This is a genomic window from Planctellipticum variicoloris, from assembly GCF_030622045.1.
GTDB lineage: Bacteria > Planctomycetota > Planctomycetia > Planctomycetales > Planctomycetaceae > Planctellipticum > Planctellipticum variicoloris.
Map to the genome: position 1 here is coordinate 1,382,516 of NZ_CP130886.1, position 24,498 is coordinate 1,407,013.

At 63.5% G+C, this 24,498-nt stretch carries 20 protein-coding genes; 7 read left to right on the forward strand and 13 right to left on the reverse strand.

Features of this window, described 5'->3' with window-relative positions; genetic code table 11:
* Positions 1–4: 4 nt before the first annotated feature.
* From SH412_RS05460 to SH412_RS05470, 3 genes are all read right to left on the reverse strand, one after another.
* Entirely contained in the window at positions 5–376 is a 372-nt protein-coding gene (locus SH412_RS05460; protein ID WP_336522504.1) for a hypothetical protein, read from the reverse strand.
* A gap of 88 nt (positions 377–464) precedes the next feature.
* A complete protein-coding gene (locus SH412_RS05465; RefSeq protein ID WP_336522505.1) occupies positions 465–1,160 on the reverse strand; it encodes a hypothetical protein in 696 nt (231 codons plus the stop codon).
* 200 nt (positions 1,161–1,360) lie between these two features.
* Positions 1,361–2,278: a sigma-70 family RNA polymerase sigma factor gene (locus SH412_RS05470; RefSeq protein WP_336522506.1), complete on the reverse strand. Its 918-nt coding sequence runs from the start codon at positions 2,276–2,278 to the stop codon at positions 1,361–1,363.
* Between the two features lie 478 nt (positions 2,279–2,756).
* Here SH412_RS05470 and aceE point away from each other — a divergent pair, with 478 nt between their 5' ends.
* The 3 genes from aceE to lpdA all read left to right on the forward strand — a co-directional run bounded on the left by aceE (position 2,757) and on the right by lpdA (position 8,414).
* Positions 2,757–5,495 carry a pyruvate dehydrogenase (acetyl-transferring), homodimeric type gene (gene aceE, locus SH412_RS05475; protein ID WP_336522507.1) on the forward strand — a complete coding sequence of 913 codons (2,739 nt, stop codon included), beginning with the start codon at positions 2,757–2,759 and terminating at the stop codon, positions 5,493–5,495.
* 136 nt (positions 5,496–5,631) lie between these two features.
* Entirely contained in the window at positions 5,632–6,882 is a 1,251-nt protein-coding gene (locus tag SH412_RS05480) for a 2-oxo acid dehydrogenase subunit E2 (protein ID WP_336522508.1), read from the forward strand.
* A 116-nt stretch (positions 6,883–6,998) separates the two neighbouring features.
* Positions 6,999–8,414 (forward strand): dihydrolipoyl dehydrogenase, encoded by a 1,416-nt coding sequence (lpdA, locus tag SH412_RS05485; protein WP_336522509.1) that lies wholly within the window; start codon positions 6,999–7,001, stop codon positions 8,412–8,414.
* A 38-nt stretch (positions 8,415–8,452) separates the two neighbouring features.
* Here lpdA and SH412_RS05490 read toward each other — a convergent pair whose 3' ends face one another.
* From SH412_RS05490 to SH412_RS05520, 7 genes are all read right to left on the reverse strand, one after another.
* Positions 8,453–9,178, reverse strand: a complete 726-nt coding sequence (locus tag SH412_RS05490) for a hypothetical protein (protein ID WP_336522510.1) — start codon at positions 9,176–9,178, stop codon at positions 8,453–8,455.
* The gene (locus SH412_RS05495; RefSeq protein ID WP_336522511.1) at positions 9,147–10,118 is read right to left on the reverse strand and encodes a DUF1559 family PulG-like putative transporter; all 972 of its coding nucleotides are present in this window, start codon (positions 10,116–10,118) and stop codon (positions 9,147–9,149) included. Before SH412_RS05495 ends, SH412_RS05490 begins: the two co-directional genes overlap by 32 nt.
* A 21-nt stretch (positions 10,119–10,139) precedes the next feature.
* Complete coding sequence (locus SH412_RS05500) at positions 10,140–10,445, reverse strand: hypothetical protein (RefSeq protein WP_336522512.1); 306 nt, start codon at positions 10,443–10,445, stop codon at positions 10,140–10,142.
* 73 nt (positions 10,446–10,518) lie between these two features.
* A complete protein-coding gene (locus tag SH412_RS05505; RefSeq protein WP_336522513.1) occupies positions 10,519–11,064 on the reverse strand; it encodes an IS66 family transposase in 546 nt (181 codons plus the stop codon).
* A complete protein-coding gene (locus tag SH412_RS05510; RefSeq protein ID WP_336522514.1) occupies positions 11,028–12,002 on the reverse strand; it encodes an IS66 family transposase in 975 nt (324 codons plus the stop codon). The genes SH412_RS05505 and SH412_RS05510 overlap by 37 nt, the downstream gene beginning before the upstream one ends.
* A gap of 471 nt (positions 12,003–12,473) precedes the next feature.
* Positions 12,474–13,775, reverse strand: a complete 1,302-nt coding sequence (locus SH412_RS05515) for a hypothetical protein (protein ID WP_336522515.1) — start codon at positions 13,773–13,775, stop codon at positions 12,474–12,476.
* A gap of 30 nt (positions 13,776–13,805) precedes the next feature.
* Positions 13,806–15,158: a sulfatase-like hydrolase/transferase gene (locus SH412_RS05520; protein ID WP_336522516.1), complete on the reverse strand. Its 1,353-nt coding sequence runs from the start codon at positions 15,156–15,158 to the stop codon at positions 13,806–13,808.
* 148 nt (positions 15,159–15,306) lie between these two features.
* Between SH412_RS05520 and SH412_RS05525 the strand changes: the two genes are divergently transcribed.
* From SH412_RS05525 to SH412_RS28565, 4 genes are all read left to right on the forward strand, one after another.
* Complete coding sequence (locus tag SH412_RS05525) at positions 15,307–17,061, forward strand: arylsulfatase (protein ID WP_336522517.1); 1,755 nt, start codon at positions 15,307–15,309, stop codon at positions 17,059–17,061.
* 40 nt (positions 17,062–17,101) lie between these two features.
* Positions 17,102–18,697 carry a sulfatase family protein gene (locus SH412_RS05530; RefSeq protein WP_336522518.1) on the forward strand — a complete coding sequence of 532 codons (1,596 nt, stop codon included), beginning with the start codon at positions 17,102–17,104 and terminating at the stop codon, positions 18,695–18,697.
* 76 nt (positions 18,698–18,773) lie between these two features.
* A complete protein-coding gene (locus tag SH412_RS05535) occupies positions 18,774–19,784 on the forward strand; it encodes a methyltransferase (protein WP_336522519.1) in 1,011 nt (336 codons plus the stop codon).
* A 168-nt stretch (positions 19,785–19,952) separates the two neighbouring features.
* Entirely contained in the window at positions 19,953–20,051 is a 99-nt protein-coding gene (locus SH412_RS28565) for a 50S ribosomal protein bL37 (RefSeq protein WP_419555771.1), read from the forward strand.
* A gap of 161 nt (positions 20,052–20,212) precedes the next feature.
* Here SH412_RS28565 and SH412_RS05540 read toward each other — a convergent pair whose 3' ends face one another.
* The 3 genes from SH412_RS05540 to der all read right to left on the reverse strand — a co-directional run bounded on the left by SH412_RS05540 (position 20,213) and on the right by der (position 24,391).
* Complete coding sequence (locus tag SH412_RS05540; RefSeq protein ID WP_336522520.1) at positions 20,213–21,382, reverse strand: hypothetical protein; 1,170 nt, start codon at positions 21,380–21,382, stop codon at positions 20,213–20,215.
* Positions 21,383–21,415: 33 nt separating this feature from the next.
* A complete protein-coding gene (locus SH412_RS05545) occupies positions 21,416–22,579 on the reverse strand; it encodes a hypothetical protein (RefSeq protein ID WP_336522521.1) in 1,164 nt (387 codons plus the stop codon).
* Between the two features lie 348 nt (positions 22,580–22,927).
* The gene (gene der, locus SH412_RS05550) at positions 22,928–24,391 is read right to left on the reverse strand and encodes a ribosome biogenesis GTPase Der (RefSeq protein ID WP_336522522.1); all 1,464 of its coding nucleotides are present in this window, start codon (positions 24,389–24,391) and stop codon (positions 22,928–22,930) included.
* Between the last annotated feature and the right edge of the window lie 107 nt (positions 24,392–24,498).

The window sequence follows — 24,498 nt, forward strand, 5'->3', positions numbered from 1 at the left end:
GCCCCTATCCCCATGGACGACTTTGCCAGTTCAGAAGGAAATCCAGCCAGCCAAGCAGACAGACCACCGACAATAGAAACACAACGGCGCCTCCCAGTCGTCCATGGCGACGGCGCTGTCTCATGGCCGAAAGTCCAAAACCGGCCGCGAATGCCAAGAGCACGATTTCAAGGCTGTATTGCTGTGGCGACTCATCGACGAGAAACGGAATTCCGTTGTCGACGCCGGGGCCTCTTGCGATGAAATAGCCGATCATACTGACGAGTCCAGCGATTGCTTCCCAGGCAAGTCCTCGAACGGGCGAAACATTCTCCCGGTCAGAACTCGAGCCTTCTTGAGGAACCGGAGACGCGCCGCCAATGTGCCGCTGTGCCATGATCTGGCTCGCGATTGAACGGAATCCGACCGACATGCGTTGTTGAACTGGGGCAATCCATTCCGGCAGGCGGGAGCCTGCCCTACGTCTACGGCTTTGACTCCACCTTTGTCCCGTAGACCAGCACGTCGTCGAAATTGCCGGTGTCATCAAACGAGCCGATGCCGACCCGGCCCCAGGTGAAGGTCTTGTCGACCGCGGTCATGACCGGCGTCTGCATGTCGTCGAAGTAGACGTCGATCTGGCCGCTGGCGACGTCGCGGACGATGCGGGCGTGATGCCACTGATCGTCCCAGGCGGTGCCGGGGGTGGTCTTCGTCGAGATCTTCTTCCGGGGCTCGTCGTTGACGATGAAAATCTGGTTGGCGTGGTCGTCGGTCTTCTGGCCGAAGTGGACGTAATACATGTGCGACGGGTCCTGGAACCCGAAGAACAAGCACAGGCTCCGGTGAGGATAGTCGCGGGCTGTCGACTGCAGCTTGACGTCCAGCACGCAGTCCCCGACCGTCAGATCCTTCAGGATGCAGCGGTTGAACGGCGAGCGGACCGGGTTTTCGACCTTGCTCTGCGCGAACTGCTGAAAGACCTTGTTGCCGTCCTGCTCGATCAGCCTCCACGCCTGCGGATCAGCGGGAGCCCAGTGGGAGGTGCCACCGGATTCGAAGTCTTCGCTCACCAGCAGCGGCCGGCCGAGCAGGACCGGAGCGGGCTCTGCGGCAATCAGGGAAAGGCAGTGAAAGAAGTTAACGCCAGCAAGCAGCAGCGTCCAGGCGCGAATTGACATGGCGGCATCCTGACAAGGTCTCTCGGGGCTGATCCGGGAGATGACAGGATACCAGATGCTCACGTTGACGCGGCAGTCCACCTCGCGACGGGACTCGCCGCAATCCGGACCGAGTGATTCCGGACCGGGGCTTCGCGAAGACGCTCCAGCCGCTGGCCACCCGACCCGGTTGCCGGCCACCCGGCAATGTGCACCAGCGATTACTCGTCGAGTGTGACGCCGGCGTCCTGGGCCAGATCCTGGAGCTTCAGCAGTCCGCGGGACACGAGTTGTCGAGCGCGTTCGGTGCTGACTCCCAGTTCCTCGCCGATTTCCCGGAACCGCAATTCGCGGCCGGACTTGGTCAGGCCGAAGCGCAGTTCCAGCACGGTCCGTTCCCGATCAGGCAATCCCCGCAGCAGACGCTGCACGACTTGCGGAGCGGGCGGGACGTCGCTGAATTCCGGCTCCGGACTGCGGTCGCAGGGCTGATCGAGCCCCCCCGAATCGAGTCCAATCGCAAATCGATGGCGGTAGCGGGCATTCTTCTGCTGCGAGCGGGCCAGCGTATTACGGATCGCCCAAGTGGCGTAGGTGCTGAACCGCAGGCCGCGGGTGTAGTCGAACAGCTCGACGGCGCGAATCAGGGCGAGTTGGCCTTCGCTGACGAGGTCGTCGAGCTCGCCCGGTCGCTGGACGGCGGCACCGGCCACCGAGACCAGCAGACGCAAGTTGCATGACACAATATAGTTACGAACCTGACGGGCCGACTGCAGCCGACGACGGATGCGACGGACCAGTCCGCCGTTTCCCCGTCCGGCGGCCAGCGTCTTCCGGAGCGATTCCGCCTCGCGCCGCAGTCCGTTCATCCGGCTGAACAGGCGAAATTCGTCGTCGCGTGTCAGGAGCGGCCATTCCCGCAGGCGGTTGGAATAGAGGAGTTCGCCCGACGGGTCGGCCGCGGCGCGAGGGGCCTCGTCGCTCAGGGGAAGCTCTGCAGCGCCGACGCTGACGGCGGCGATTGGCTCGTCGCCGCCGAAGAATTCGATCGCACTCTGAAGGTCAGTGGGTAAGGGAGCAGCGTGATGCCCGCTGGCTGCGGGTCGGTTCCGCGGATTCTTGAGTGTCGCTGAGGACATCCTCGACTCTCCTGCAATCGAAACGACCCGCGGGACTCGTCGGATCGCTTCAGAAGGTGGGACTGGAGCGACGCGCTGGTCGCGTCCAGGATGCACCCATTGTTGTCCTCGGTCCGACTTTCGTCAATTGTACGTGTCTAAATTGCCTGATCAGGTGGAGGGCCTTCGGAGATGCTTCCTAACAGAAAATCAACAAACGAGTTGCGATCAGGGCGACGCTGGGACGGCCTTTGCCGAGACGCGTCAGAATTTCCAGGGAAATCCGGCGATTTCCCAATGGACCGGCTCCGGTTTCCGGGGGTTGCTGCAGTCTGTGCAGATGCGGCCCAAGCTGATAGGATAAGGTTCCAGTTTGCGGGTGCGCTCCCGGTCTATCCGGACCAGCCGGTACCGTTTTCCAGACGGGTTGATGGCCGGGCGGCTCCCGAAATTTGTTCGCTCCTCAATCGATGAGGTTGATTCTTTTATGGCAGGCACTATGGCTGCTCCGGTATCGGACCGGCGGACGGAGTCGGTTCCGGTCGCTGAAAACGCGGATGAGCCCGTCGTAGCTCCCGTTCTCACGGTGGATCCCGCCGAACTCGACGAGTGGCTGGAGTCGCTCGACGACGTCCTCCACCGCTACGGTCGCGAACAGGTCGGCCAGTTGCTGACGCAACTCTTTGCGCGCGCTCAGGCGCAGCAGGTGCCGGTCGTTCCGTCGATCACGACCCCCTACGTGAATACCATTCCGCGCGAAGCCGAGCCGGCGTATCCCGGCGACCGGGCGATGGAGCGGAAGATCCGCAGCATCGTGCGCTGGAATGCGATGGCGATGGTCGTCCGCGCCTACCGGTCCGGTTCGGGCGTCGGCGGCCACATTTCCACCTTTGCCTCCTCAGCGACTCTCGTCGAGACCGGCTTTAATCACTTCTTCCACGCCCGGACGGCCGACCATCCGGGCGATTTTGTTTACTTTCAGGGCCATGCCTCGCCCGGCATGTATTCGCGGGCGTTTGTCGAAGGCCGCCTGACCGAGCAGAATCTGGAGAAATTCCGCCGGGAACTGCCGCGCGGGACGGGTCTCTCGTCCTATCCGCATCCCTGGCTGATGCCCGATTTCTGGCAGTTTCCGACGGTTTCGATGGGGCTGGGGCCGATCTGCTCGCTCTATAATGCGAGATTCCTGCGGTACCTGGAACATCGCGGCATCTGTCCGACCGCGAACAAGTCGCGAGTCTGGGCATTCCTGGGCGACGGGGAAATCGACGAGCCCGAATCGCTCGGGCAGATTTCGATGGCCGCCCGCGAGCATCTCGACAACCTGACCTGGGTGATTAACTGCAACCTGCAGCGTCTGGACGGCCCGGTCCGGAGCAACGGGAAGGTGGTTCAGGAGCTGGAAGGAATCTTCCGGGGCGCCGGCTGGAACGTCATCAAGGTCATCTGGGGCGCCGACTGGGATTCGATTCTGGAGGCGGATACGACCGGCGCGCTGCAGCAGCGGATGCTGGAAATCGTCGACGGGCAGTTCCAGCGCTACGTCGTCGAGTCCGGCGAATTCATCCGCCAGGACTTCTTCGGCAAGTCCCCCGAACTGCTGAAACTGGTCGAACACCTCAGCGACGACCAGATCAAAAATCTCCGTCGCGGCGGTCACGACGCCCACAAGGTCTACGCGGCCTATAAGTCGGCCGTCGACACCAAGGGCGTTCCGACGGTCATCCTGGCGCATACCATCAAGGGCTATGGCTTGGGCGGAAGCGCCGAGGGGAAGAACACCACTCACCAGCAGAAGAAGCTCGAAGAAGACGAGCTGCTGAAATTCCGCGACCGGTTCGAGCTGCCGATGTCCGATGAGGACACGAAGGCGGCCAAATTCTACAAGCCGGCCGACGACAGCGCCGAGATGAAGTATCTTCACGCCCATCGCCAGGCGCTCGGCGGCTACCTGCCGAAGCGCACGCCGACGGAAGAGCGTCTGCCGATTCCCGCCCCGACCGCCTTCCTGGACGCCATTAAAGCGTCCTACGGCAAAGACTGGTCGAGCACGATGGTGCTGGGTCGACTGATGGGCTGGCTGATGGCCAACAAGGAAATCGGCAAGCGGATCGTGCCGATCATTCCCGACGAAGCCCAGACCTTCGGCATGCACACGCTGTTTGCCCAGAACGGGATCTACTCCAGCAAAGGCCAGATGTATACCCCGGTCGACGCCGGGCAGATGGTCTACTATCGCGAGGCCCGCGATGGTCAGGTGCTGATGGAAGGGATCAACGAAGCGGGGGCGATGTCGTCGTTCGTCGCGGCGGGGACGGCGTACGCGAACGTCGGCATCAACATGGTGCCGTTCTACACGTATTATTCGATGTTCGGCTTCCAGCGGGTCGGCGATCTGATCTGGCTGGCGGGCGACTCCCGCTGCAAGGGCTTCCTCTGCGGGGGGACCTCCGGGCGGACGACGCTCAATGGGGAAGGCCTCCAGCACCAGGACGGCCACAGCCAGCTCATGGCGAGCAGCGTCCCGAACCTGCTGGCCTACGACCCCTGCTTCGGCTACGAGCTGGCGGTGATCATTCAGAATGGCATGGACCGGATGTACGGTCGCGGTGAAGACATCTTCTACTACCTGTCGGTCTACAACGAGTCCTTCGTGCAGCCGACGATGCCCGAAGGGGTCGAAGAAGGGATTCTGAAGGGGCTCTATCCGCTCGATCCGAAGCTGACCGCGAAGAAGCGGGGGGGACGTCCTCAGTTGATGGGGAGCGGCCCGATCCTGCGGGAGACGATTCGCGCTCAGACGATTCTGGCCGAAAAGTTCGGCGTGCAGGCCGACGTCTGGAGCATCACCAGCTTCAACGAATTGAAGCGGGACGCTCAGTCGACCGCCCGCTGGAACGCCCTGCATCCGGACCAGAAGCCGCGCACCAGTTACCTGGAATCGGCCGTGTCCGGCGTGAAGGGGCCGTTCATCGTTTCGAGCGAGAACGTGCAGCTCGTCGCGGAGCAGTTGCGGCCCTATATGCCGGGGCAGTACGTGGTTCTCGGCACGGACGGGTTCGGTCGGAGCGAGGCGCGCAGCACGCTGCGACGGCACTTCGAGATCGATGCGGAATGCGTGGCCTACTACGCCCTGCTGGCGCTGTCCCGCGAGGGGCAGTTCGATCCGCGCAAGCTGCCGCAGGCTCTGCGGGAACTGGGCGTCGATCCGGAAAAAGTCGACCCCGCGTTCGCCTGAAATCGTGTCGCGCCGTCGGGAGCGAGCTCCCGGCGGCGTCGATTGCAGACAGACTGTCAGCCGGCGTGAAGGCCGGAAGTTCGAGGCGGTTCACCGTCAGTCATGATGGAGCCGCCCCAGAGAAAATTGGGACGTCATGACGATTGAATTCAAACTGCCCGAACTGGCGGAGGGAATCGAGTCCGCCGACATTGCGGATATCCTCGTCGCCGCCGGAGATACGATTCAGGCCGACCAGGTCGTGATGGCTCTGGAAACCGACAAGGCCGTGATGGATCTCCGCTGCCCCCACGCGGGGAAGATTGGCAAGATCCTGGTCAAAGCCGGCGACACGGTCAAAGTCGGCCAGCCGATGCTGAGTATCGAGCCCTCGGGCGCCGCGGCGTCCAGCGTCAACGGCGGAGCGGCGAAAGCGGCTCCCGCCAAGGCGGCGCCCGTCGCGGCCTCTGTTGCCCGGGCCACTGCACCTGCTCCGGTCGCAGTCGCCTCCGTCGCCGGCCTGCCGATTCCTGCCGGCCCCGCCACCCGGCGACTGGCGCGAGAACTCGGCCTGAAGCTGGAAGCCCTGCGCGGCTCCGGCCCCGGCGGTCGAATCACTATGGAAGACGTCGCACGGGCGGCGGCCGGGAGCAGCTCGGGCGGCGGCGGCCTTGTCGCTCCGCCTCTCCCGGACTTCTCCAAGTTCGGCCCCGTCGAGCGGATCGCGTTTACCAAGCTGCAGAAGACGGCCGCCAACAACCTCAGCCTTGCCTGGCAGCTCATCCCCCACGTCACCCAGCACGACCTGGCCGACATCACCGAGACCGAAGCCACCCGTCGGCGGTTCCAGGAATCGGTCGGCAAGAGCGGCGTGAAGGTCACCATGACCGCGGTCGCTATCAAAGCGGCGGTGGCCTGCCTCAAGGCGTTCCCGAATTTCAATGCGAGCTACGATTCGGCGAAGGCCGAAGTCGTGTTGAAGCAGTATTACAACATCGGCGTCGCCGTCGACACCCCCAACGGCCTGGTCGTCCCGGTCCTCCGCGACTGCGACAAAAAGACGATCCTGCAGATCGCGACCGAGCTGGGCGAGATCGCCGAGAAGGCCCGCAACGGCAAGCTCGAGATCAAGGACATGATGGGGGGGACGTTTACCATTACCAATCTGGGAGGGATCGGCGGGACGTCCTTCACGCCGATCGTCAACTACCCGGAAGTCGCCATCCTGGGGATGTCCCGCAGCCAGCAGCAATTGCAGCTCGTCGACGGCGAAGTCCAGAGCCGGCTGATGCTGCCGCTGTCACTCTCTTACGATCATCGCGTGGTCAACGGCGCCGACGCCGCCCGCTTCATCGTCAAGCTGAGCGGGCTGTTTTCCGACGCCTTCCGCCTGCTGGTCGAATGCTGATCGGTTGGTGCCGAGGCTGCTGAGCGGCTAGAATTTCCTGGAGCCCGCGGGTTGCGATCCGCGGGCTCCTTCGCTGAATCGCCCGATCAATGCTCCTTGCTGAGAACAGAGTTTCCATGGCAGACATCCAGGCTCAACTGCTGGTCCTCGGTGGCGGTCCCGGCGGATATCCCGCCGCGTTTGAAGCCGCCGATCACGGGTTGAAAGTCGTCATGATCAACGACGACGAACGACCGGGCGGCGTCTGCCTCAACCGCGGCTGCATCCCGTCGAAGGCGCTCCTGCACGTCGCCAAGCTGATCAACGAAAGCAGCGAAGCCTCCGACTGGGGACTGACCTTCGCCAAGCCCAAAATCGACCTGAACAAGCTGCGAGACTGGAAGAACGCCGTCGTCGGCAAGCTGTCGGGAGGCGTCGGCGAGCTGTGCAAGGCGCGCGGCGTCGAACTGATTCCCGGCCGCGGCACCTTCATCAACGATCATCTGCTGGAAGTGAAGACCCGCGCCGGCAAGACGCTGACGGTCGAATTCGAGAAGTGCATCATCGCCACTGGGTCGACGCCCGCCGTGCCGCCGGTCTTTCAGATCGGCGATCCGCGCGTGATGGATTCGACCGGCGCGCTCGAACTGGCGGACATCCCCGGCAGCCTGCTGGTCGTCGGCGGCGGGTACATCGGCCTGGAAATGGGGAGCGTCTACGCCGCCCTGGGCTCGAAGGTCACCGTTGTCGAACTGACCGGCGGACTGCTGCCGGGTGCGGACCGCGATCTCGTCCGCCCGCTGCAGAAGCGGCTGGAATCGCACTTGGAAGCGATTCATCTCAACACGAAGGTCGAGGCTCTCGCGGCCGCGAAGAACGGTATCACCGCCACCCTCGCAGGCGAAGGAGTCGCCCCCAAGCAGACCTTCGACCGCGTCCTGATTTCGATTGGACGACGCCCGACCAGCAAGGGTTTCGGCCTGGAGAACACCGGCGTCGAAGTCGACGAGAAGGGCTTCATCAAGGTCGACGCCCAGCGCCGGACCAACGTGCCCCACCTGTTCGCCATCGGCGATGTCGCCGGCGAACCGATGCTCGCCCATAAGGCGACCCGCGAAGCCAAGGTCGCGGCCGAAGCGATTCTGGGGCAGCCCTCCGCTTTCGACAATACCGCGATTCCCGCCGTGGTTTTCACCGATCCGGAAATTGCCTGGGTCGGCCTGATGGAGCCCGAGGCCAAGGCCCGCGGACGTGATGTCAAAGTGGTCAAATTCCCCTGGGCCGCCTCAGGCCGGGCGATGACCCTGGCGCGGACGGAAGGGCTCACGAAGCTGGTGCTGGATCCCGCCACGGAACGGGTGCTGGGCATCGGCATCGTCGGCCCCGGCGCCGGCGAGATGATCGCGGAGGCCGCCCTGGCGGTCGAAACCGCAGCCGTCGCCCGCGACCTGGCGGAAACGATCCACGCCCACCCGACGCTGTCGGAAACCCTGATGGAAGCCGCAGAAGCCAGCTACGGCCAGGCGACGCACTTCTATCGCCCGAAGCGATGACGGACTCACGAAGTCTTCATCGCCGGGTGGACCATCGGCTATTGTGGCTGCTCGTCACCGGTCACTTGCAACAGCCCCCGCTGCAACACGAGGGGCGGGCCGGATTCGAAGCGTACGTCTGAGATCCAGTGCGCTGTTGGATAGATACGCAGTTCGTAAACGTATTCGCCCGGTGGATGATTCCCGAGGGCGAAGAACGTATATCCGCAGAGGTTCCCCTTAGTCAGCGGAGGGATCTTCTTCGGAGAACCCGAGTATCCCGCCGATACCGGCCACGTCTTCATGTTTCCGACCGCCAGCGGGGTAGGCTTGGGGGAGCCTTTCTTGACCACGGTCGCTTGCCGTGGCGAAATCTGCTGACGGTAGCGAATGCACGGCATTTCAACCGTGTTCCGTTCCGTTCCACGCCAGCCGCGCGGAATGACGGCCAATGTCATCGGCCAATACACCGTTTCCGTCAGCTCGCGGTCGGCGAATATCTGTCCGGGGAGATTGTTTGGCGTCACATCGACGTTGGCATAGAACCCGGTACGCTGGAGAAGCGTCACCACGTCGCCGATCGGTTCACCGCTTTCCAGCCGCGTGAAGGTGAATTGCTTTACGTAGGGAGCCGGGTTGGCCGGCAAGATCGGAGGCGGCTGGCGCGTCCACCAATACAGGCCCAATAACGCGGCGATCAGCAGCGCCGCGCCAATCACCATCCAACGCCAGTGTCGATTCTGTTTCACGTTTTCAGTGACCCGGAAAGGCCGCGACTGACTCATTTCCGTTTCGCGTCCCCAAGGCCCGCCAGACGCCCAGGTCGATTCCATCGGCGACAAAACGGACGCTGCCATCCGCGACAAGCACGTTGACGCCACCCGCATGCAGACTCGACGCGGGCATCAGGATGAGATCGACATCCACATCGAAGTCTTCGGGTCCGTTGTAGCATCCGGTCTGATTCGGAGCGAGAATGTGGTCATAACCGTACGACAAACGGTAGTTCATCGCGTTCGCGCCAAAGTGCAAAGGATATGTTGTCGTGCGATGATTGCGACAGTTCTCAGCCGCCAGATCCTCCTCCCCGCGCCCTGAGTATCGTGTTTCCGTCCACCACAAGAACCGCCGCGGTTCTCGATCCATGATCTCTGCGGTCCACGGCCCTCCCTTCAACGGCCGGACCAGTCGTTCCGCCATGGCGACTGTGTTCGACAGCCCGTCCGAAACGTCGCTGGGACGAGTATCCCGAGTCCGCGAATTTCGAAAGCCATTCATCGGCTCGAAGATCCGGAAGTGTATCCCGTCATTGAAGAAATAACTGGAGTCGCCCACAGCCATATTGGAAGTGACGATTGCATCTTCCGGGCACGCCAAAGTGGGGACTTGAAAATTCTCCGGAACTCTCTGCTCTAGAAGTGCCGTTCGCACGGCGGCCGCGTCCAAGTGCGGCAAGAGGCGATAGTACGCAGGTTCTGGTTTTTGCGACGTGGGAAACACACCTGTGCTTTCTGCGATCGACGCGATCCCGATGCCGATCTGCCGCAGATGATTCTGGCAAGTGGCTCGGCGCGATGCCCGGCGGCTCTGTTGAACCGCCGGGATCAGCAAGGCCGCAAGCAGACCCAGAATGCCTGCGACCACCAGCACTTCAATGATGGTGACGCCACTTCGGTCACAGCATCGATCACTACGAGTGTTTTGCATTCCGGCTCCGCCTTTCATGCATTCAAGTTCTGGAACTGCTCATTCTTCCGGCGCCGAGCTAGTGAAGAAGTAGGTCCAAGCTCCGCCGCCATACCGGTACTCGACTTGGTACATAACCGTCGCATCCTCGTCGGCAGGAAATATTAACTCATTAATCCTCCATTTGTAGAACCAGCCGTAGCCATCCATGTAATACGAACCAACGTAGTCGTAGTTCTCCGTTGCAATCAGCGTCCAAACGCCGTTGTTGACGGAGTACACCTTGGCTCGAAAGTCGTAGCTCGGGTCGGTCTGGATCTGCTCATCGAACACACGGAAGCCAGCCGCCTCGGCGTTGGCTGCCATTCCATTCCAGAGCGTCGCCGCCAAGATCAAAACCGCACCGTTAATTCCAGTCAGCCGCCGTAATGGTAACCGTTCACACCCCGCCCAGCAGCGACGGGGCGGGCTGACCGGCGAAGTGGGCTGTGACGGCGGCGGTCAGGTACTCGAAGCTGCTGCGAGATTGCCGATGGCAGGTTTCCACCACGGTTAGGATCGTCTCCACGAACCGGCTGCCGCTGGCGCTCTGCGTCCCAAACGACAGCTTCCGCCAGATCACCGCCGGACGCAACGCCCGCTCGCTGGCGTTATTCGTCGGCTCGACCCCCTCCACCTCCAGAAACGTCCACAGCCAGTCCCGATGGTTGTAGAGCGGCCGGCACATGCCCTGCAGTTTGCGGTTCCCGCTGAACACCCCGCGCAGCAGCAAGCCGTCGATCTCCTGCCGGATCGGTTGCATCAGACGCTCGAAGCCGCCGCGGGTGAGCGTGCCGTCCCGGCAGCGGGCCCAGTGTCGGAACAGTTCCTTCGTCGGCCGCATCAGGTCGTAGCCCAGACGCTTGACCTGCTGATCGGGATGATCGATCAGCGCCTGCCCTGTTTCTGTTATGTCAGGGCCCGTTTCAAATGCGCCCAGCACCATTGCGGCCGGCCGACGCTGTAGTACATCTTCGCCCGGTCGCAGTTGACCACCCCGTCGAAGGCGTCGGTCAGCAGATCCTGCAGGACCGTCGCGGCCCGCGTGGTCCGCAACGCGAAGACCGTGTACGAGCCGGCGACGAACGTCCACAGCCAGCTCTTGCGGTTCGCTTCCTTCGTCGGCGATTCGTCGATCCCCAGCACCGTCTCGGCCGGCAGTTGTTTCGACAGTTCGTCATAGGACGGCGCGAGGGCGGACGTCGCCAGGTTCTGCAGCTTGACCACCCAGCCCGGCGAACAGGGCTGGTTCAGCACCTGTTCGAGGAACAGCGCGACTCGCCGCTTGCTCTGCTTGAAGCAGCCCATGAGCAGCGCCGCGAGGGCCACCAGCCGCGGTCCGGCCTGGCCCTGGGGCACGCCCGGCGGCAGTTCGCCGCAGGTGCTCGTCGCGCAGCAGGGGCAGGTCAGGCGATGCCGCTGGTATTCGGTGACGAGCGGCTTGATCTCGGGCACGTCCCACACCTGATGCCGCCACGGCTGCGGATCGTCCCCCGTCAGCGGCTCGCCGCAACACCGGCAGGCCTCCGGTTTGACCGTGATGACCGTCTGGCATTGGTCGGTGGGAATCAAAGCCCGCTCGTGCTTCGGGTGCCCCGGCTGACCGCCCCGTTTCTTGCCGCTCTTCGTTTTTTGCGGCGGGAATTTGGCGTGCGGATGCTCGGTGCTGGGCGGCAGGGACGAATTGCGGGGCGTTTTCTTGAGCGTGGCGATCTCGGTTTCGAGGGCGGCGATGCGCCGTTCGTAATGGTCGATCACCGCCTGCAGCAGCGCCCGGAATTCGGGCGGCAGGGCGGCGATCTGCTCAGGAGTCACCGGCGACGTTTCGTGCGACATGCCGATGATGTCGCCGATTTCGCCGCGGGCGCGAAGACCAGATCTCAACCGACGAGGCCGGCGGGGTGTGAACGGTTACGCCGTAATGTCCCGATCATTCTCATCGCCCCCTGATTCCGATGATGAACAGTTCGAGTCATCCATGACAGACACACCATAGCGATTCCATCAGGATGATCACGATACAGTTCAGGAACATACTGTCAACTGTTTTTTTGCCGCTTGTGCAGGTTTTACTGATGCGAACGGGCGTATAAACTCGGCACGATCCGCTTCAGGCTGGATTGAAAACCGACGGTATGGGGCGTTGCGGTTCCGTCTCTCTTGCCTTTGGAATCGTCCGAGTGCTTCAAGTTCGTACTTTTGTGCCATCTGCGAATGTCTATTTGGATTGCTCAGTGCCCCGGCATGGCTTCACAAGAGTCGGCAGCCCAAGCGGAGCCTGGTAAGTCCCGAAGCGATAGCCGACCAAGGCCAATGACATGCTCACCGTCAAGGGTGAGCATGTCATCCGGTTTCTCAACCGGCATCCACATACGGACCGCGGAAGAAGCCGCTGCTTTCCGGGCCGCGATACGTGACCGCCATCGCCGGATCGCGAATGATGCTGCCGCCGGCGTGAATCGAACGCATCGCAAAATCGCACAGCGTGCTCGTCAGCAGCGTCCGCTCCACCGGGTACGGAGGCTTCCCGGCCGCGAAGAACTGCTCGATGTTCCAGGTCAGCGGATCGAAGAACCTCGCGCCGGGAGGCGACGGCAGATAGAAGCAGGTCGAGACCGGATCCGGCCGGCCACGGACCGTCGCGGCGAAGCCAAAGTCGGAGACCTGTTCGATCAGATTCAGAACCGTGGCCTTGGTGCCGTCCTGGTATTCGACGAACACCGCCAGCGGCTGCTTCACGTTCTGCTCGACCGGTCCGACGTTGCAGCTCTGGCAGCGGGACAGGGCCGCGTCGAGCAGCCGACGGGACCAGCGACCTGCCGCCGCCGCTTTCCACACTGCGTCTCCCTGCACGCACTCCAGCGACTTCACGCCGGTCTCCCCGCCCGCCCGGCGTTCCAGCATGCTCTGCAGCACTTCGAGGGCGTGGAACAGATAGATCTCCACCGGACCCCGGTCGTAGCCGAAGCAGACCACCGCTTCTTCAAACGGCGTTTCGAGCGGCGGTTCGATTTCCGGCTGGCGCCAGGTGACCGGCAGCGATGAGCCGGCCATCAGACCGAAACCCAGCTCCCGCGAAGTTGCCACCATGCGAGCCGCATTGGCGTGATCGTACGACAGGTGCTTGTCGACGAAGATCGGCACGCTCCGTCCGCTCTTGCGGAACACGTTGACGATCTTCTCGAACAGCTCGTAGCGGGGATAGAGGATCTGCCCTCGCTCGTTCAGCGGATAGTCGCCATGCTCGATGATCAGCAGGATCGCGTCGACATCCAGTTTATCGGGACCGCCAATTGCCGCTTCGACCGTCTTGCACAGCTCCACGCCGTGCCGCTCGCACGTCTCCGGGCTGAGATCGTGTTCGGGGATCTGGTCGTTGTACATCCGGACGAGGTCGAACGGCGGCTGATGATGAAAGCCGTTGCGGGTATAGCCCAGCAGGAACCGCCCTGCGATGTGATACGCGTGCGACCGCAGCCGGTAAATCGAATTGATCGCCGCCACGCGCGGACGGCGGCCGCTGGCCGGGGACGCCGACGGGGCCTCCTGAGCGTCGGCAGCAGACGACAGCGACGATGCGGCGGCCAGACTGGCGGACGACGCCGCCAGGAACCTGCGACGGGAGAAACCGCGGGGCAAGTCGGACGACAGCGGCATGCGAGGCTCCGAAGTGTTTCAGGGAAACGGTCAGGGGCGTTTTGTCTCGTCCGTATGCAGTTGCTGCAGTTGCTGGACGATGTCGGGATTCGAATCCATCAGGTTGGTCCGCTCGGCGGAATCTCGGGCGATGTTGCTGAGGAACAGAGGAGGCCGCTCGGCCGCCTTCGCGCCCGGCTTGTTGCCGACGGTCGTGTCCTGTACGTTGCCGATCAGCTTCCAGTCGCCATGACGGACCGCCCATTGCGCATTCGGTCCGTTGCCGACCTGCCAGTGGAGCGTCTTGTGCGGCGAGGGAGCGTCGGCCGACTTGAGCACCGGCGTCAGGCTGAGACCGTCGATATCCGTTTCCGGGAGCTGGACTCCGCAAAGTTCCGTCAGCGTCGGGAACCAGTCGCAGGCATGGGCCACCTGATTGCGGACTTCTCCCTGCGGAATCTGTCCCGGCCAACTGATCATCGCCGGCAGTCGGATGCCTCCTTCGAAGAGGCTGAACTTCGCGCCGCGGTAAGGACCGGCGCTGCCACCTCCCCAGTGCGCCCGTTCCTCGGTCGAGTGACCATTGTCCGACTGCAGCACGACGATGGTGTTCTCGCGCAGGCCGGTCTGATCGAGATGCTTGAGCAGTCGCCCGATCCGCTCGTCCTGGCTGGCCAGAAACGCCGCATAGAGACGCCGGGAATACTCCAGATCTTTGAATCGCTCCAGCCACTTCGCCTCCCCCTGGTAGGGATAGTGCGGGGCGTTCATCGCGAAGTAGAGGAAGAACGGCTGCTCCCGGTGCCGGTCGATGAAAGTAATCGCCTCGTCGGCCATCAGTTCGGGGAAGTATTGGCCGTCGTGAAAGACTTCGCGACCGTTGCGGTGGAGGTCGTGAATGTTCGGCCCGCTCCAGTAGAAGAAGTGAGACCAGTTGTCGATGCAGCCCCCCATATGTCCGAACGAATGGTCGAACCCCTGGGCGAGCGGCAATGTTTCGGGGGTGTAGCCCAGGTGCCACTTGCCGATGTGGGCCGTCGCGTAACCTGCGCCGCGAAACGCTTCCGCGATCGTCACCTGTTCGGGTGGGAGCGCCCCTTTCTCGCCGGGCTGTGAAGCGCAGTTGCCGGGGACGCCGGCGCGGACGGGATAACGCCCGGTCAGAATGCCCGCCCGCGATGGAGAACAGACCGGCGCCGCCGAATAAAACTGCGTGAACCGTACGCCGCGGGCGGCGAGAGCGTCGATGTTCGGCGTCACCAGATCCGTCGAGCCATAACACCCCGCGTCAACCGCCCCCTGATCGTCCGTCAGGATGAAGACGACGTTGGGGGGGGTGGCGAATGCTGACTCGCTGGAGAACGCCCAGCAGCCGAACATCAGAAGCACCAGTCGGGGCAGCATCCGGCAAAATCCTTCATAAGATCGATGGCGTCTCTCTTTACCACGACAGGCTGTTGACGCGGAACGCGCTGCCCGTGAGGATACTCGACACTTCCCATCGCGAACAGACTCCGCCAACACCCTGATTCCACGACCTGGAGCCGACGTCATGTTGACGCGACTGATGATGACGCTCGCTTCATTGACGGCCGCAACCGTCGTCCAGGCCGCCGATCGGCCGAACGTCATCGTAATCCTCGCCGACGACCAGGGCTGGGGCGACCTCAGCGTGCATGGAAATACCAACCTCAGCACGCCTCACATCGACTCGCTGGCGCGCGACGGGGCGATCTTCGACCGCTTCTACGTCTGCCCCGTCTGTTCGCCGACACGGGCCGAGTTCCTGACCGGACGCTATCACCCGCGCGGCAACGTCTGGAATGTCTCCACCGGCGGCGAGCGGCTCGACCTCGACGAGCGAACCATCGCCGACGCCTTCGCCGCCGGCGGCTACGCCACCGCCGCATTCGGCAAATGGCACAACGGCATGCAATACCCCTATCACCCGAACGGTCGAGGATTCCAGGAATACTACGGCTTCTGCTCGGGACACTGGGGGGACTACTTCAGCCCGCCGCTGGAGCACAACGGAAAACCGGTCCGCGGCAACGGCTTCATCATCGACGACCTGACCGACCACGCGTTGACCTTCCTGGAACAGCACCGTCAGCAACCGGTCTTCTGCTATCTGGCGCTCAACACGCCCCACTCGCCGATGCAGGTTCCCGACAGCTTCTACAAAAAGTTCGACAACAACGAATTGCCGCTGCGTTATCACGGCAAAGAGCGGGAGGAGCTCGACCACACCCGGGCCGCACTCGCCATGTGCGAAAACATCGACTGGAACGTGGGACGCGTCCTGGCGAAGCTCAATGAACTGAAAATCGCCGACAACACGATCGTCCTGTACTTTTCCGACAACGGTCCGAACGGCTGGCGCTGGAACGACGGGATGCGCGGGCGCAAAGGAACTACGGACGAAGGGGGCGTCCGCTCGCCGCTGCTCGTCCGCTGGCCCGGCCAGATCCCCGCGGGAACGAAGATCCCGCAGATCTCCGCCGCCATCGATCTGCTGCCGACCCTTCTCGACCTGACCGGCGTCCAGCGCGTCGGCGACAAGCCGCTCGACGGCGTCAGCCTGGCCCCCTTGCTCCGTGGCAAGACCGCGGAACCGACGGACCGGATGATCTTCTCCCACTGGGCCAACAAAGTCAGTGTCCGGACCCAACAGTACCGGCTCGATGCGGCCGGCCGCCTCTACGACATGCTCGCCGATCCCGGCCAGCAGACCGACATCAGTAAGCAACAGCCCGACGTCGCCGCCCGCCTCGCCGCCGCCGTCAAAGACTGGGAAGGGACCGTCCTGGCCGAAATGGTCCGCGAAGAACGCCCCTTCACGGTCGGCTATCACGAGTTCCCGGTCACGCAACTACCGGCCCGCGACGGCATCCCGCACGGCGGCGTCGAGCGCAGCGGCAAGGCCCCGAACTGTTCGTTCTTTACGAACTGGACGACCACCGAAGGCCGGATCACCTGGATCGTCGACGTCCACACCGCAGGCGCCTACGAAGTCGTCGTCGACTACGCCTGCCCCGCGGTCGACGTCGGCTCGACCATCGAACTGAGCTGCGGCCCGCATCGGCTGAAAGCGAGAATCGTCGAGGCCCACGACCCGCCCCTCCGCGGCCACGAGCATGACCGGGCCTCACGCGGCTCAGAATCCTACGTCAAAGACTTCCAGCCCCTGACGCTCGGCGAACTGCAGCTCGATCGCGGCCCCGGAACTCTCACGCTTCGCGCGACCGACATCCCCGGCAAAAACGTGATGGAAGTCCGCGGCCTGTGGCTCACGCTCAAACCGTAATTCGCAATTCGCACCTGATACGCCTCAGAGGAATTCCGACATGCGGATTATCCTGACCCCAGTAGCCCTGTTCTCGATCGTGCTTTCCGCTCTGTCACCGGCCGCCGCCGAGAAACCGAATATCGTCGTGATCCTCGCCGACGATCTCGGCTACGGCGACGTCCGCTGCTACAACCCCGAAGGCAAAATCGCCACGCCCCACATGGACCGCCTCGCCGCCGAAGGCGTGCGATTTACCGACGCCCACACTCCATCGGCCGTCTGCACGCCCACGCGGTACGGTCTGCTGACCGGCCGCTACTGCTGGCGATCGAAGCTCAAAAGCGGCGTCCTCGGCGGCCTCAGTCCACGGCTGATCGAGCCCGATCGCCTGACCATCGCGTCGCTGCTGAAAAGCCAGGGCTACCACACGACCGCCGCCGGCAAGTGGCACCTCGGGATGAACTGGAAGAAGTTGCCCGGCAAGGACGTGGCGGAGCTCAATATCGAAGCCGCCGATCAGGTCCACAACGTCGACTACACGCAGCCCGTCACCGACGGCCCCAACAGCGTCGGCTTCGACGATTACTTCGGCATCAGCGCGTCGCTCGACATGGTCCCCTATGCCTACCTCCGCAACGATCGGCTGACCGCACCCCCCGTCGGTGATCGCGCATTCCTCATGATGGCCGGCCGAGACAACGGCGGCAAAACCCGCCTCGGCCCCGCCGCTGCAGATTTCGACGCCGCCAACGTGCTGCCCGAACTGACCCGCGAAGCCGTCCGCTCGATCGGCGCCCGCGCCGAAGCCGCCCGCAACGGAAAACCTTTCTTCCTCTACCTGCCGTTTGCCTCTCCCCATACTCCCATCCTCCCCACTGCCGACTGGCTGGGAAAGAGCGGCCTGAATCCCTATGGCGACTTCGTCATGCAGACCGACACGGCCGTCGGCGAAGTCCTTCGGAAGCTCGACGAGGAGGGACTGTCCAGCAACACCCTCGTGGTCGTGACCAGCGATAATGGCTGCTCGCCGCAGGCCCAATACCCGGAACTCCTCGCCAAAGGCCACAACCCCAGCGGAATTCTGCGTGGGCATAAGGCCGATCTTTATGAAGGGGGCCACCGCGTCCCGTTCCTCGTCCGCTGGCCGGGACATGCTCCCGCAGGAAAGACCGGCGAGCAACTCGTCTGCCTGACCGACGTCCTCGCCACCGTCGCCGACATCCTCGACGCTCCACTGCCGGCGAATGCCGCGGAAGACAGCTTCAGCTTCCTGCCGGTGCTGACGGGAACCACGGAAGCGCTTCGCCCCGATCTGATCTCCCACTCGATCAACGGCTCCTTCGCGATCCGCGAGGGAAAGTGGAAGCTGCTCCTCTGCCCCGGATCGGGAGGCTGGAGCGCACCCCGTCCCGGCAAAGACGACACGAGCGCCCTGCCGCTCGTCCAGCTCTTCGATCTGGAGGCCGACATCGGCGAACGCGACAATCTGGCCCTCAAACACCCCGAAGTCGTCGAACGACTGACAACGCGGCTCGAAGCGCAAGCGGCGGCAGGTCGCACAACTCCGGGACCGCGGCAGCCGAACACGACGCCGGTCGATCCCTGGAAAGCCGGGCGGGACGCCCATCGCCCGCTAGCCCGCAAGCCCCGGTGAATTGTCGCCGGATCGAACGCCCGATTAAAATCCGGCCGCGTTAGCACTCGCTCACGGTTTCCACGGAAGGATTCGCATGACTCACTCCTCGCCCGAAAAGATTCTGCAGGTCGGCTTCGGCTTCTGGTCCTCCAAGACGCTTCTCAGCGCCGTCGAACTCGGCGTCTTCACCGAACTGGCGAAACAGCCCGAAAACCTGCACGAGCTGCAGACCCGGCTCGGGCTCCATCCTCGTTCCGCCGCCGATTTTCTCGACGCCCTCGTGGCCCTCGGATTTCTGGAACGGACCGACGGCGTCTACCGCAATACGCCGTCCACGGATCTGTTCCTCGACCGGAATAAGCCGTCGTACGTCGGCGGCATCCTGGAGATGAGCAGTCACCGGCTCTATCCGTTCTGGGGCCACCTCACCGAAGCCCTCCGCACCGGCGAGCATCAGAACGAAACCCGCCACGGCGGCGAAGACTTCTTCGGCGCCCTCTACGCCGACCCGCAGCGACTGCGGGAATTCCTGCGGGCGATGTCCGGACTCAGCCGGGGCGCCAACATGGCGATCGCCCGCCAGCTCCCCTGGGCTCAGTACAAGACCTACGTCGATGTCGGGACTGCCCAGGGAGATCTCGCCGTGCAGATCGCACTGGCCAACCCGCACCTGACCGGCATCGGTTTCGACCTTCCCAAGGCCGGGCCAGTCTTCGACGACTACGTGGCGGAAAACGGGTTGTCAGATCGCGTCCGCTTCCAGCCGGGCGATTTTTTCAAAGACGAGCTGCCGCGGGCCGACGTCATCCTGATGGGCCACATCCTGCACGACTGGGGCCTCGACGATAAACAGATGCTGATCCGGAAGGCCTGCGACGCCCTGCCAGATGGCGGCGCGCTCGTCGTCTACGACGCATTGATCGACGACGATCGCCGGCAGAACGCGTTTGGCCTGTTGATGAGCCTCAACATGCTGATTGAGACGCCCGCCGGTTTCGATTACACCGGGGCCGACGGCTGCGGCTGGATGCGCGAGGCCGGTTTCCGCGAAACTCGGGTCGAACACCTGGTCGGCCCCGATTCGATGATCGTCGCCATCAAGTAGCCGTCTCCCACATTCGCAATTCGGACGTAACCTCCATTTCCGAAATGCGTTGCGTCCGAACCGCGATTCAATTTCCCGCCAGTGACTTGGCAGGCCCCGCGACGGCTGCTAAACTCCCCAACTCGTTTTTCGGGGAACCCGCGGTTCCGTATGTTCAGGTGAGAGACCATGGCCAAGAATCAGCGTAAAGTGAAGCCCGCCAACCACGGCAAGCGTCCGTGCAGCGCCAAGCATCGCAAGTCCCGCAAGAAGGGCATGGCGATCTGAGGCCTCTGGTCTTGGCGAAATTGATTCGGCACAGGCGATGTCGCTCCGCGGCGTCGCCTGCTTCGCTTTGCCGCGGTTCAGCCAAGCTGCAGGGACTGGTTGCGAAGCACTGGGGTGGCTGGGTCGAGTCTTCGAGCCCCCAGTATTTCCCCCAGCGCCCCTCAGAATGGCGACTGCGCCGCCTTCAGGACGCCCGGTTCCTCCCGCTGGATGCGGTCGAGAAATGCCTTCGCCAGCTTCGCGGTCTCCGCTTCGGGCATTTCCGACTGATCCTTCGCGCAGGCCAGCACGAACTGCACGATCCGCCGCTTCGCCGACGAGGTCTCAAACGGCGGCTTGCCATACGCCGTCGTCAGCCGTTCCAGCACCGACCAGTCCTTCGCCCGCGACAGGTCGCTGAGCACCACCTCCGCCATGTCTTCCCGGTCGAGGAAGCCCCGCAACGCCCCCTGCAAATCCGCGGCGGGAATGCGATCCCGCCCGTACTGCCACATGAACCGCAGGGCATTGAGGAACGCGTACATTTCGCCCGTCGGGAGTGACGGATCGCCCAGCTTGGCCGCGATCAGCTTCTGCAGCGCCGGCTCTCCCCGCAGCAGCAGATAGCCCCCCATCATGCCGTCGTGCCCCAGCCGGACCTCGTCCGCCGCCGGCTTCGACAGCACCTGACTCTCCAGGAATTTCGCGTCGTTGTCGTCGCCGCACAGTCCCAGCAGCATCCCGTAGAAACCCCGGCGGAGAGGCGGCGTCTCCGCCGATTCCAGCCACTGCCGGAGCTTGGCCCGCGGCAGCAGCTCTGCCAGCGCCACGACATCTTCATATGGGGCTTTGCTGAATTCCGAGAAGGCGTCCCCCGCCAGCAGGGGGTCCGAGAATTCCAGGAACCGCAAAAAGTACTTCAGGCGATCGGGCCCGGACTTCTCAGGCGACGGCGCCTGCCGTACGTATTGAAAACTGATCTCAGAAATCTCGACCGGCAAGTCCCAGGCAGGCTCCCCGTCCTGCCAGCGGCCGAACATCAGGAACAGCTCACCCTTCTTCCCGGTCCGCAGAAACGGCCACTCCAGCAGGTCATCCTTCTTCCAGGTTCGCCCCTGCGAGTTCTTCGCCACCCGCCACGGGTCGACCACCTGAAACGCCGTCTTCGCCCCGGCGTCGGGATCATTGGGGTCGGACTGGGATTCCACCCACTGCACCAGCACCACCATGTCCGACTCGGCCACCTTCTCCGACAGCGTCGGCTGCGAAGGGGGACAAAACGGACAGCCGGGAGCCGCGAGCGCACCGTCAGCGGACGCAACCAGAGCCAGACAGCACCAGAGCCACCGCATGGGACATCCCTTCCCGAGCGCCGCAGTTCCAACCTACTTCAGAATGAAGAACCGCTTGGCTTCGCTGACCGTCTTCGGGTCCTTCTTTTCCAGCTCGGCCAGGTTCAGCGAGGCCACCTTCGCCAGGTCTGCGGGGACCGCTTCCGGATGCTTCTTCGCTTCGTTCTCGCACGCCAGGTAGAACCGCACGATCGCCCGCTTGATCGACGGAATATCGTACTCCTGCTGACCGTACATCCCCATCAGACGGTCGCTGATCGACCAGTCCTTCCAGCGCGCCAGATCCGCGATCACCAGGTCCGTCAGCTCCGGTCGCTCCAGCAGAATCCGCATCGACTGCTTCAGACGTTCAGGAGGAATCCGGTTGTCCCCGTACTGCCACATGAACCGCAGCGCCTGCATCGCCGCGTATGTTTCGCTGAACGGCGCCTTCTTGTCGGCCAGCTTCGTCTGCTCCAGGACTTCCAGACCCTTTTCGCCGGTCAGCAGCAGATAGCCACCCATGATCCCGTCGATCCCCAGCCGGAAATCTTCCCCCGACTCGGTGATCTTCTGCTGCATCAGCTCCGCATCATCCGCGTTCCCTGCCAGTCCCAGCAGCAGGCCATACAGCCCCATCCGGCCGGGCGACGTCTCAGCACTGGTCAGCCACTTGCGGACCTTGTCCCGCGGCATCTCTTTGGAAAGCTGCGTGATGTCTTCATAGTTCGCGTTGGCGAATTCGCCGTAGGCGTCCGCCGAGATGATCGGGTCCGCGTTTTCCAGGTACGTCAAAAAGTACCGCAGCCGGTCCGCCGCCTTGGCGTCGGGCTTCGGCGCATGCTTCATGTACTTGTAGCTGGTCTCGGAAACCTCCAGCGGGCTGCCCCAGTCGATCTCCTTGCCGCTCTTCGTCCCCAGCAGCAGGAACTGTTCCCCCTCTTTGCCGGCCCGGTAGCGGACCAGGGAAATCGCGTCTCCCGCCTTCCACTTGCCATCGGCCGGCTGATGGGCCACTTCGACCACCTTGTAGATCGTTGACCCGCCGTCGACGCTCTTCCCCTTCTCGCCGCCGGCCCAGCTCACCAGCAACGCGGCGTCCGCCTGGGTGAGCTGTTCGGTCAGAGTCAGCGACGGGGCCGAGCAGAAGGGGCAGGCCACCGCGGTCGCCAGCGACAGCGTGACGACGGCAAGAGCGGCAAAGGCGGGCAGGCGCATGGCGGAGACTCCGGCAGATCAGAGGGCGGGCCAGAACACCTTCAGTCTACCGGGCCGGCCGGGGCGAGGAAACGGGAACCCGGTTTCCTGACGATTTCGGGAGGGCGGGCGGCCCTCGTTCGACCCCGACAGTTCGCGGTCTTGAAGGCTCTTCGCCCCGGCAGGGGCGACGGGTTGTAGCCACGGGTGGAGCGGCGGTTCCGACCGACGCGCAACCCGTGGGGCGGTCCCGGAGAGTGCCGGGATCCTTGGCGGAGCGAGGGAGACCGCTTCCGTCAGGTCGCCACTCCATCGCCCCTTCCGGGGCGGCTGCGTGTGACCAACCCGTATCAACGACCGTCCTCCCGGCTACTCGTCCTGCATCTGCCCGTCCTGGAACTCGTCGGCGTCGTTCCACTCGCCCTGCTCCTCCGCCTGCCAGGCCGCCAGCTCTTCCTCGAACTCCTGCGTTTCCCGCGGGTGGAAGCCGGGCTTCTGGTTGGAATCCCCCTTGGACCGGAAGTAAACCTTGACCGGCACCTCCTGGAACGGCAGGTGCTCCCGCAGGTAGCCGAACAGATACCGCTTCCACGACTCGTCGAACAGCACCGCATCGTTGCACTTGATCACGATCGTCGGCGGCTCGGTCCCCACCTGCGTCGCGAACAGAATCTTCGCCGTCCGGTTCTGCCGCATCGGCGGCGGCCAGTTGGCCACGCCCGCCCGGATCACCCGGTTCAATTCGCCGGTGGTGACCCGTTCGCGGGCCTGTTTGTGAATCGTCTGCGCCAGGTGGATCAGCTTCTTCACGTTCCGGCCGGTCAACGCCGTCACAAAGGCCACCGGGACGTAACGCATGTCGGCGAAGAGTTTGAAGAGGTACTCCGACCACTGCTCCATCGACATCTCGCCCGACAGATCCCACTTGTTGACCACGAAAATGCAGGGCTTGCACTCGTCCCGGATCTCCGACACGAGCTGCTTGTCCACGCGGGAGACGCGCTCGGTGCAGTCGAAAAACATCAGCACCACATCCGCCCGGCGGATGCTCCGCTTGGCGCGGGCCAGCCCGTACCACTCGACGCTGTTGGCCAGGCTTTTCCGCTTGCGGACGCCGGGTGTGTCGATGGCGATGAACGACTTGCCGTCCGCCTGAAACCGGATATCCACGCTGTCCCGCGTCGTCCCCGGAATCTCGCTGACGATCATCCGCTCGGTCTCGGCGAGCTGGTTGATGAACGTGCTCTTGCCGACGTTCCGCCGGCCCACGATCGCCAGCTTCAACTCCGGATCCGCCTCGCGGTCGCCCCCCTCTTCGGGCTCCATCGCGTCGGCTTCGGGCAGCGTCTTCAGGATCGCCTTCAGCAGTTCCTTCTGATTCCGGTTCCCTTTGACGCTCGTACAGATGACCGGCGCGTCCACGATGCCGAAGAATTCCGCGACTTCCTGGTCCGTCTTCGGCGAATCGCACTTGTTGATCACCAGCAGCTTCGGCTTCTGGATCTTCCGCAGCCGCTGCCCGACCTCGCGGTCGAGCGGCGTAATGCCAACCGGACCTTCCACGACGAACAGGATCACATCCGCCTCATTGATGCCGATCTCGATCTGGCGCTCGATATCCGCCTCCAGATCGTCCCGGTCGACGATCCCGATGCCCCCGGTGTCGACCAGCTCGAAAAAGCGATCCTCGACGTGCATCAGATACGTCACACGGTCGCGCGTCACTCCCGCCATCGGGTCGACAATCGAAATCCGCTTGTGGGACAGCCAGTTCAGCAGCGAGCTCTTGCCGACGTTGGGCCGTCCAATGATGGCCACTTTGGGGACAGACATGATCTTCTCAGGCAGGAAAGCGGGGTGAGGCAGCGGGAAACGCCTAATCATACCCGGAAGGGAACCGGATTTCTCGCAGAGACGCAGAGCAGAACGCGGAGGACGCA

Bases quoted from the DNA above. Each gene is read 5' to 3' on its own strand.
- SH412_RS05505 (WP_336522513.1), bottom strand. From the start codon at position 11,064: ATGGTGCTGGGCGCATTTGAAACGGGCCCTGACATAACAGAAACAGGG.
- SH412_RS05465 (WP_336522505.1), bottom strand. From the start codon at position 1,160: ATGTCAATTCGCGCCTGGACGCTGCTGCTTGCTGGCGTTAACTTCTTT.
- der (WP_336522522.1), bottom strand. From the start codon at position 24,391: ATGTCTGTCCCCAAAGTGGCCATCATTGGACGGCCCAACGTCGGCAAG.
- SH412_RS05530 (WP_336522518.1), top strand. From the start codon at position 17,102: ATGCGGATTATCCTGACCCCAGTAGCCCTGTTCTCGATCGTGCTTTCC.
- SH412_RS05480 (WP_336522508.1), top strand. From the start codon at position 5,632: ATGACGATTGAATTCAAACTGCCCGAACTGGCGGAGGGAATCGAGTCC.
- SH412_RS05520 (WP_336522516.1), bottom strand. From the start codon at position 15,158: ATGCTGCCCCGACTGGTGCTTCTGATGTTCGGCTGCTGGGCGTTCTCC.
- SH412_RS28565 (WP_419555771.1), top strand. From the start codon at position 19,953: ATGGCCAAGAATCAGCGTAAAGTGAAGCCCGCCAACCACGGCAAGCGT.
- SH412_RS05460 (WP_336522504.1), bottom strand. From the start codon at position 376: ATGGCACAGCGGCACATTGGCGGCGCGTCTCCGGTTCCTCAAGAAGGC.
- SH412_RS05470 (WP_336522506.1), bottom strand. From the start codon at position 2,278: ATGTCCTCAGCGACACTCAAGAATCCGCGGAACCGACCCGCAGCCAGC.
- SH412_RS05515 (WP_336522515.1), bottom strand. From the start codon at position 13,775: ATGCCGCTGTCGTCCGACTTGCCCCGCGGTTTCTCCCGTCGCAGGTTC.
- aceE (WP_336522507.1), top strand. From the start codon at position 2,757: ATGGCTGCTCCGGTATCGGACCGGCGGACGGAGTCGGTTCCGGTCGCT.
- SH412_RS05545 (WP_336522521.1), bottom strand. From the start codon at position 22,579: ATGCGCCTGCCCGCCTTTGCCGCTCTTGCCGTCGTCACGCTGTCGCTG.
- SH412_RS05500 (WP_336522512.1), bottom strand. From the start codon at position 10,445: ATGGCAGCCAACGCCGAGGCGGCTGGCTTCCGTGTGTTCGATGAGCAG.
- SH412_RS05535 (WP_336522519.1), top strand. From the start codon at position 18,774: ATGACTCACTCCTCGCCCGAAAAGATTCTGCAGGTCGGCTTCGGCTTC.
- lpdA (WP_336522509.1), top strand. From the start codon at position 6,999: ATGGCAGACATCCAGGCTCAACTGCTGGTCCTCGGTGGCGGTCCCGGC.
- SH412_RS05540 (WP_336522520.1), bottom strand. From the start codon at position 21,382: ATGCGGTGGCTCTGGTGCTGTCTGGCTCTGGTTGCGTCCGCTGACGGT.
- SH412_RS05525 (WP_336522517.1), top strand. From the start codon at position 15,307: ATGTTGACGCGACTGATGATGACGCTCGCTTCATTGACGGCCGCAACC.
- SH412_RS05495 (WP_336522511.1), bottom strand. From the start codon at position 10,118: ATGAAAGGCGGAGCCGGAATGCAAAACACTCGTAGTGATCGATGCTGT.
- SH412_RS05490 (WP_336522510.1), bottom strand. From the start codon at position 9,178: ATGAGTCAGTCGCGGCCTTTCCGGGTCACTGAAAACGTGAAACAGAAT.